Source organism: Candidatus Albibeggiatoa sp. nov. BB20 (assembly GCA_016744725.1).
In the GTDB taxonomy this organism is placed as follows: domain Bacteria; phylum Pseudomonadota; class Gammaproteobacteria; order Beggiatoales; family Beggiatoaceae; genus Albibeggiatoa.
Genome location: JADGDW010000164.1, coordinates 1 through 9,871 on the forward strand (window position 1 = coordinate 1; position 9,871 = coordinate 9,871).

4 protein-coding genes are annotated in these 9,871 nt (G+C 38.2%); all 4 read right to left on the reverse strand.

What is annotated here, in order from left to right; translation table 11 throughout:
• Positions 1-541: 541 nt before the first annotated feature.
• A complete protein-coding gene (locus tag ABXH34_RS15425; protein ID WP_353572779.1) occupies positions 542-2,794 on the reverse strand; it encodes a TonB-dependent receptor plug domain-containing protein in 2,253 nt (750 codons plus the stop codon).
• Positions 2,795-2,824: 30 nt separating this feature from the next.
• Entirely contained in the window at positions 2,825-3,835 is a 1,011-nt protein-coding gene (locus ABXH34_RS15430) for an MORN repeat-containing protein (protein WP_353572780.1), read from the reverse strand.
• Between the two features lie 489 nt (positions 3,836-4,324).
• Positions 4,325-8,857: a translocation/assembly module TamB domain-containing protein gene (locus ABXH34_RS15435; protein WP_353572781.1), complete on the reverse strand. Its 4,533-nt coding sequence runs from the start codon at positions 8,855-8,857 to the stop codon at positions 4,325-4,327.
• A gap of 226 nt (positions 8,858-9,083) precedes the next feature.
• On the reverse strand, positions 9,084-9,871 hold a 788-nt coding region (locus ABXH34_RS15440; RefSeq protein WP_353572782.1), incomplete at its 5' end, for a TonB-dependent receptor plug domain-containing protein.

Consider the following 9,871-nt stretch of genomic DNA (forward strand, 5'->3'; position numbering starts at 1 on the left):
ATGTACTCTAACACTCGCTCTCTTAAGTCTTCACTATACCCTTTATTCATCTGCTTTTAGCCTATTTTCATTAACAATACATATTTTATATCACTTGAATGGAAATTGACTATAGTCAATTCTATCTTGAGTGCGAGGACTGGCAGTCCTGAAATACTTTAAATATCAATCATTTTTAAAATTGAGGACTGCCAGTCCTGTATCACTTTAAAATAAAACAACTATATAGCTGTTCTTAGTTGTTAAGCAGGCAAAACTATGGCAGATAAAATATCGAATAGGTATTGAAAAAATGAATTGTCCAAGATGTGATTTAGAAAAACTAAATGGAAGTGTAAGAGGAAATAAGAAAGCGCAATGCAAACAATATAAGTATCAATTTGTATTGGAAAGATCAGATTATTTTGTAGAACAAAGAGAGTTAAAAACTATTAAAAGAGGTTAGAATTAACTAAATTCCGCCTAAAAGGATATTATCCTAAAAAGGCAATTTCGAGCCATCCATTGTACTCGATCTCTCTAAATATTTTTGTATCCATCACTAGAATAAATACTTCACCGAAAACACCATAGTGCGCAAAGGCTGCGGCTGAGCATCAAAAGAAGTACCTAAATTTGAACCACCTGCATGATAATAATGGGTATTGAATACATTATAAATATCAACTGCTGTCGATAACTGCTCATTGATTTTATAACCTGCATGTAAATTCGCAGTCACATATCCGGGGCTATCAACTTGCCAGCCTGTTTCATCAAATCTAAATAACTTCGTGCGTTCAACTAAATATAATTTAGGGGTAACAAACCATTTATTTAAATAACTGAATGTCGCGCCTAACTTTAATTTATGCCGTGGTAAATAAGGTGCTTTAAAGCTTGAACCATCAGGCAAACTAACGTAACTATTAGATAAACTGTAATTTCCCCATATATCCAGCTTGTAATCATCCATAATCTCAGTGCTATAAGATACATTCCAATCTAAACCGTAATAATGGGCTGTCCCGACATTACCATTTTTTTCTGTATTTAATAAATGTGCACCCTCTAAAAATTGAGTCGGAGTCTCATCAGCATAACTCATAATAAAGTCTTCAACGTCCATACGATAAACATTTATGATGGACTCCCAAGTATTACTGGGTTTGTAAATAACACTAAATTCATAATTTCGAGCTTTTTCGGTATCTAGATTTTCATTAGGAACATGGTAAAAATAGCTTTGGTATTTACCGTCATCATCACGTTGCCCTGAAAATGAACCAAAATGTGATAAACCTTCAGTAGGATAAGGCGTACGTGAGGATTCACCGTAAAAGAATTTAATATTGGTTTTATCACTCCATTTATAAACTAAGCCGAAACGTGGATTAATCGCTGACTGATAACGGGAACTATAATCATAGCGTAAACCCATAATGGTTGAGATTTTATCACTCCAGCCTGAATGGGCTTGTATATAAGCTGCATAATTTTTGTATTCAATATCATCGATACTAATTGCCAGCTCATCGTTTGTACCGTTGTAATATAAATTTTGTGCATACAATGGCTTATCAACATCAAACTGTCGTGGTAAATCTGCTGTTTCAGGGATGGACTGTAAATCCTCAAATACAAAACCACTAACAATCGTGTGCTTAGGATTGTAATCATATACAAATAATTGTTCGGCACTTAATTTTTTACCATCTGCATATTTATACGCATCTCGGTAATCACTAAAGATATTGCGATATTTTGATTCTGGGTTTAATTCATAATGAGCATAAGAAAACAGCGTTTCAGAGGAAAGTTTATCATTGATGTCAAATAGAAATTGAGTGTAAAGTGTATCGATTTGGGTTGTCCAAAAAGAACTACCATCATAAATCGTGCTGCTAGGTTTTTCTGCAACATTGGTTAAATTGCGGAAAAAAGAGCGGTTAAAGCCTAAAATCAAATGATCTTGAATATTCATCTTAGCAAACAAGCTATAACTGCGTTGTGAGGCCGTATAGCTTTCACGTTGATTAGCTGGAATCACAACATTGCCTGCAAAATTCTGTAAGTCATCAAATTGATAAGAGTTTGGATATTCTGCTGCTAGACTGGTATTAGCATCAGCTTGAAAATGTCCACCTGCCGTGATGCGCAATTTATCAGTAATTTGCTGACCTGTTAATAAACTCGAATAACGATAACCATCTGTTCCTAACGAAGCCGAAATATTAAAGCCGTCAATATTATTTGCATCTTCGGTAATGATGTTGATGATACCTGTAAAGCCATCTGCACCATAATACAAGGCTGCACCTGGTCCGTATACAATTTCAACCCGTTTAGCTTGATATAAAGGGAAATTATCTGCGATAGGAATAATATCACCTGTTGGTGAATCTATGCGAATACCATCTTGTAATATAAGGAATTTTTCGTGACCACGGAAGTGAATTGTATGATAACGGTCTTCATCATTAAAGCGTTGGATATCTACACTGGGCAAATCTTGCAGCAAGTCGGCTAAATTGACATAACGCCGCTGCTCAATCTGCTGTTTGGTGATAACCATAATATTAGCAGGTGTTTCAGTGATTTTTTCTTCACGCCGAGAAGCTGTTGTCACCATTATGATAGGCACTTCAAACAGTTCTTCTAGCGATAAGTGCATCAATAAACGCATTTTTGCTGCATCATCACCATCCTGAGATTCTGGTGCAGCAATTGAGTTTAAGCTGAAAACACAAAGCAAAGTAATCAGTGAGCGAATATACATTATTTTTGTGGTCGGTGTGCCATACTGGAAAGTCAACCAGTATCAGCTTGTTATAAAATGATCCATTTATTTGATGCGTCTACCGTTGTCATATTCTACCACTTGGGTATCGCCTGATATGGAAACTAACACGCCTTTACCAATCCGTCTACCACTTTTGAATTGGCCTTCATAGCGATCACCGCCACCGTTAACATAAATGCCTGTTCCAGTGCGTTCTCCATTTGCAAACTCCCCTTCGTAATATTCACCATCAATCCAAGTTAATCGACCATAACCTTGAATTTTATTCTCAATGAAGCCACCCTCATAACGGTTGCCATTTGACCATGTATAGATGCCATTTTCATCGTTACGTTTATTTTCTATATATGTGCCTTCATAACGATCGCCATTTGACCATGTATACATGCCAAAACCATCGCGTTTACCGTCGATAAATTCGCCTTCATAATGGTCTTGATTAATCCATGTGTAAATGCCTCGACCTGTTCTGCGGTCTTGGAAGTATTCACCTTCATAGTGGTCACCATTTGCCCATGTGACGATATGCTTACCTTCTAATTCAGTTGAGGTCATTAATTGAGTAGATTTGGCTTGAACTTGAATCGGTGCTGGTTTTTTTATCTCTGGCTTGGCAATGATCGGTTTTGGTGCTTTTTTAGCAACGGGAGTGGCTTGAGGTCTGGGATTACGAGTAATTCGTCCATCACCGCGTTGGCCTTCGATGAATTCACCTTCATAACGGTCGCCATTTGCCCATGTATAAATACCATCTTCACCATCACGCTGATTGCCTAAGTAATAGCCTTCATAAATATCTCCATTTTTCCAAGTATATTTACCGAAGCCATCTAAATTTCCTTCAAAAAAATCGCCTTCATAACGATCGCCATTTGACCATGTATATTTACCGCGACCTGTTCTTGCTTTACCTTCATATTCACCTGTATAGCGGTCACCATTTTGGAATACAACAGTTTTTGTCACAATATCTTCATCATCAAGCGCGTAAAGAGGTTGGACACATAAGCATAAGATAGTAAAGATACTGAATAAAATGCCTTGACCACGCATGAAAATACTCCCTTGTGTTATTTTTTGGTTGTCTGATTTCTAAACATTTGAAGTGAAAGGTTTAAAGGTTGTAAAATTGAATCAATGCACCCGCTTTGCTCACTAGCATAGACCTGATTGATGGGTTTTGTCCACTGTTGAGTAGCCAAATTAATAGCTTGACTTGCATTATAATTGGATTAGGGAATGCGACCAATTACAAACATTACTTTTTTATAATGTTTGTAATTGTTAATATTCAACCTGAATATAGAGTGGTTTTCATTCTTGGAAATTAGCAACTTAATTTGACTCAAAAAAAGTTTGAAACCATAAAGTAGCTGGTTGTTTGTTCTGTTATTAAAGTAATCAAACCCAATTATTAACAATTAGGATACTTTTTAAAACTGCCAAGTAAAATCAATGAGTTATGAGAAAGAAGTCTGACTTATAACCCATTGAAATAGATGCAATTTAATAAAAGTATCCACGATATTGTTTTAAATATCGTTACCTTTCCAAGGTATAATTGAAATCAACCCCACTATCTGAACCTGACTGCGAGGTTTCAATCACCCAACGTTTGGTGAGCTGATAACGCATTTTTAAAATATTTTCAGCATCAAACAAACCGACTCCATAGCTAACATATAAATCTGGAGTGAGGTATTTACCTAAAGTCAATGCCGCGTCTTCAATTCCATCTTCAGTAGAAATCCCCGCTTCATCTAAACCAAAATTATTACCTAAGTCTTTCATAATCCCATCACCTTCTTTTAGTGGTAATGTGGAAGCCGCAGCCAATAATGCCGCTTGTGCACCTTTACCCCCGCTGGCCGCTTCATTTGCAGGGCGACCCAATACGATATAAGATAAAATATTAGATTGATCTAGTGAAGGTTTTGAATATAAATCTATTTTTGGATTTTGGGCTGTGCCATTGATATACACCCCAGCAACCACATTATCAGAACGCGCTCCATTCACCACTACATCACGGGTTATTTTTCGATAAGCTCGAATATCTAAACCAGGATTTTCCAACCGTCCGCCTGAATATAAAACCCGACCATCATCAATATGTAAATCTTGTCCATAAGCTTTGTAACGTCCATTCAATATTTTGATTTCACCTGTGCCAACAGGAAGCTGGCTGCCTTCGCTATTCACAGTCAAATTCCCCCCAAAGTTACTCTTAAAGCCCAAACCATCAAACTGCACATCATCACCTAAAATGACTGTCACATTGCTAGAGACTTCCAAACCACCTTTTGATTTAGGTTTTGGTTCAGGTTTAGGATTTTTAGGATTAACAATCACAATATCTTTAGTGACTTTTACTGCGCTGGCACTGGCTTCAGGTGGAGTAATGTGTGCGGTTGGAATCGTCACCGTACCTGCAACATGTAATTTTTTCGGATTGGCGGTAATCGTCATATCAGGTGAAATTAACGCATAGACTTCGGTTTGATCGATTGCGGTAAAATTCTCGCCTTTTAATTTCAAATCCGCCGCCCAATCGCGCCCAATCGGTAAAAACGCATCACCTGTTAATTCTAATTTTCCATCACCAGAAGTGAGACCCGCGTAAATATCCAGTTTATCTTTGCCATCATCTTTGACTGTGACATTTAAATCGCGCAATTCTAAACCAAAATCAGGCAAATCCGCCGCGCCATCAACCACTTTAAGTTCGCCATTAATTTGAGGCTTTTTAATTGTGCCTTTGACATTGGCTTGCATCAACACTTCGCCTTGCACATTTTCAGCTTGCTCAACAAACGTCGGTAAAATACTAATATCACCGAATTTAGCATTGATTTGCGCATTAATTCTTTGATTATCAGAAATCTTTAAGCTATTAAATTTCGGCATTTTGACATCCGCTTTAATATGACTTTGTTCTAATAAATCCAGCACCAAATTCGCGACTAACCCCGAGCGTTTAATATCCAATTCTAATTTGCCACCTTGATGTTTAAACACTTCTTTTTCACCCGCAAGCAGCGTAGTCAATTCCCCCGGTGTAATGCCGATATTCACATCAGAACGGATTTGACCATTTTTCAATAATTGCGCATTGATTTTGCCTTTGACATCACCCGTTAAATCTAAATCTGGTGGAAAGAATTGTTTTGCAATCGCTAGTGGAATGGTTTTTAATTCGATTTGGGCTTTGGTATCGCCTTCAGCTTTCCAATTGGCTTGAGTACAAATTTGGGCTTTATCTTGTTGTAAACAGAGTTGTCCTAAATCTGCCTTTTCTGGCGATGCAGTTAAGTTGGTCGCACGAGCAGTTTTCCATACACCGACCACACCCGTATCAGCGTCAAGTTGTTGGATTTTGCCTTTCCATTGGGTTTTATCAATATCAAAGCCGCCTTTGAGTTTTAACAACACATCTTGCTCAGGGGTTTCTACTTTAGCGGTCAATAGGTGATTTTTCATACTGCCTGTAGTATTGATAGTCGCTTGTTTTAACAATTGTTTTCCAGCCTGTTGAATATTTTCAGCCAATACATCTAAACGCAAAGTTTTGCCGCCATCTAAATCCACATCTGCGTCGATTTTCAGCGATTGCACTTTATTATCTTCATATTGCAATTGATTGGCATTTAACTTGGCGATAACATGCGGTTTATCCAACGCGCCTAATACTTGCCCTTTGCCTTTGATACTGCCTTTGGCTTGTGGCAGTAGAGTATTTAAATTCGGTGCATCCAACGCCCAGTCTAGTTTGATTTTCTTATCAACTACGCCATTTGCGGTTAAATGGGTTTTGCCTGATTTAAAGTCTAATTTCTTGATTTCATAGCGTTGTCCATCGACTTTGGCTTGAGCTTGTAAATCCAATGGATATTTGCGGAATGTGCCTTTAATCCCGTTGATATTGACCACGGTTTGCACCCCTTTGTCAGAAAGCTGTCCTTTGGCTGCAAGGTCTAAACCAATATTGCCGTCTAAATCTTTCCATTGTTTGGCAGGATTGATGTCTTTTCCTGCGATTTTAATATCCCATTTAACTTGTGGTTTCCATTCAACTTTACCCAATAAGTTCACCACGCCATCCAACGTATTCACAGTCAATTTTTTGATGTCGATTTTTTCTAAACTGCCTTTGCCTGCAAGCTGGATTTGTGATTTAGGAATGTCTTTGCCTGAAACATCGGTGTTGAGTTTGAGATTGTAGGCTTTGGCACTGCCTGTTAAATCAACCTCACCTTGTTTGACTTGTGCCAGCAATTCATTGCCAGCTAATGGCCAGCGTAAATTTTCCCATTTCAATTTGACATCTAAATCTTTGCCGCCGTCTTCAATTGAGCCTGTGCCCGTTGCACTAACTTTGGTTTTAATTTTTGGAATCATCACTGCCAATTGTTGTAAATTGAATTTTTGGTCTTTCAACTTCGCAACCACTGTACTGTCGATAAATAAGCCTTTGGGCATGTCTTTCCAAAACGGTTTTATATCAATATGTTTGGTGCTGAGATTCACATCTGCCGCCAAACCATCCGCCCATTTGACAAACGCTTTACCCGAAATTTTACCTGTAAGAATATCGGCTTCTAACGTATTCACATCGGCTTGGGTTTTATCACCCGTTGCTTTAACTAACCATTTGCCTTTAGGAATATCTTTGCCTGCCACATCGGCATTTAACGTTACATCATAATCATCGGCACTACCTGTTAAATTTAGCGTTCCTTGTTTGGCATTGACTAAAATATCTTTTCCTTTCAATGGCCAGCGTAGATTTTGAAAATTCATTTTGACATCTAAATCTTTGCCGCCGTCTTCAATTGAACCTGTACCCGTTGCCGTGACTTTGGTATTAATTTGTGGAATCATCACTGCCAATTGTTCAAGGTTAAATGCTTTATCCTGTAATTTCGCCACCACTTCGGTATCAATAAATAAACCATCGGGCATATCTTTCCAAAATGGTTTTATGTCGATGTGTTCGGTTTTCAATTTAATATCGCCTGCTAATTCACCCACCCATTTGATAAAGCCGACACCCGAAATTTTACCCGTCAGAATATCTGCTTCTAAGGTCTCAATATTGGCTTGGGTTTTATCGCCTTTGGCTGCGACTTCCCATTTTCCTTGTGGAATATCTTTGCCTGTGACATCTGCGTTGAGCGTGACTTGGTAGTTTTCTAAATCGCCTGAGGCAGTGATTTTCCCATCTCGTGCATCAACAATAATTTCTTTAGAATCAAATGGATATTGAATTTTTACCCAATCAATGTCCGCATTCCAAGTTAACGCACCGAGTAAATCATTCGCTACCGCTTGTAAGTTGATTGCAGCAGGTTGCGCCAACGCATGAGTGACAGTTAATTTTTTAGTATCACCCGCAATTTCCGTATGACCTGATAACGGTGGCACTTTATCAATATTGGCTGTCCAATCCGCGTTTAGATTTAATGGATGTGGAGTGGTTAATTGTGCATCACCTTGGGCATTGACGGTAAATAATGGCGCGTCAACTGTGAGTTTTTTTAGTTCAAATTTTTCGATTAATTGGGCTTGTAATTGACTGCTGTTAATCACAAAGGGTTCGCCATCGCCTGTTTGTACCGCGACTTGATTGATTTGCACGTCGTCAATAATAATCTTAATCGGGAGTTTTATATCTGGAATACTGGGCGGCTCGGAGGATTTGGGTTTATCTTCTTTAGCTGGTTTTTCAGCAGGTTGAGGTAATTTCACATCAACTCCCGTCACATGCAATTGTTTAATGTGTGCGGTTCGGGAAAATAAGGCTTTTGGATTCCAGCTTAATAATAAGTCTTCAACTTTGGCATTGACGGTATTTTCTTGGTCATAGCTGAGATTGGTTAGATGTAATTCGCTGAGTAATGTACCTTGTACTTGTTCAATTTCTAATGTTCCGGGTGCGTATTTTTTACCTTGCGCCACCAAAAAATTAACCCCTGATTCTGTGCCCAATAGCCATGTTAAACTCGCACCGATAAGGACAACCAGTAATAAGCTGAAAAATAAAAGATATTTAATAATTTTGAATAATAATTTCATAGTGTTTCACAATTAAGGTCTGTTGTGAGGCACTATTATATAGACTTACGAAAAATGGACTAGTCTGAGTAGTGGAAATTATTGGGTTGTAGTTTTGACCATCACACAAAAAGCCTTCTAGTTGGTAATTCAGCTTTGACGCTCTGTGTCATTAACCATCTATGACGCGGAACGTCTGCACTGCATTCCAACAAAGATCGTTGGAACGAGACAAAAATCATACTCATTATTTGAAGTGATACTGCAGTTCAAGAAAATAATTGCGCCCTTCTAACGGTAAATCATTTGGTAATCCTGCAATATTCGCTGTTTCAGAAAAACTTGTTGGTTCACGTGCATCAATACCAAAGGCATTGTGGATACCTAGACTTACTTTCCATTTCTGATTTGGCATATAGTGCAATGTCATATTTGTTAACCAATAATCATCGATAGCAGGTCTTTGATCGAGCTTGCCACGTTGACGATTCATTACACCATCGAGCTGTAAATTAAAATACCAATGCGGTATAAATTCCCAATCAGTATGTAAATAAAATTGATAATAAGGAATTTGTGGTAGTTTATATCCCCGAGTTTTAGTCTCTTGTATCGCAAAATTAGCCAAAATATGCCAACGTGGAGAAGGCTGCCAATTTAACTCTATTTCGCTACCATGCCCTTTTTGAGAGTCACTATTGATAGCGCTACGAGTGATATCTTCACGCGGGTCTGGACGATAACGAATTAAATCATCTAATTCATAATAAAAAGTGGTCGCACTCAAGTGCAATGTGGGTGATAACTGATAGTAAAAGCCTAATTCCCATGACTCCATTGTTTCTGGATTAAGATTTGGATTGCCATACGCAATGGGGTTATGAATATTATACAATTCACTCAATGCAGGGGAACGGAAAGCCCGCCCGTACAATAGCTTGGTTGTTAATTGTTCTGTTGTGTGCCAAACCAGACCCAAACGTGGGTTTAATGTGCCACCAAAGTCAGAATAATGATCATAACGAACTCCAGAAG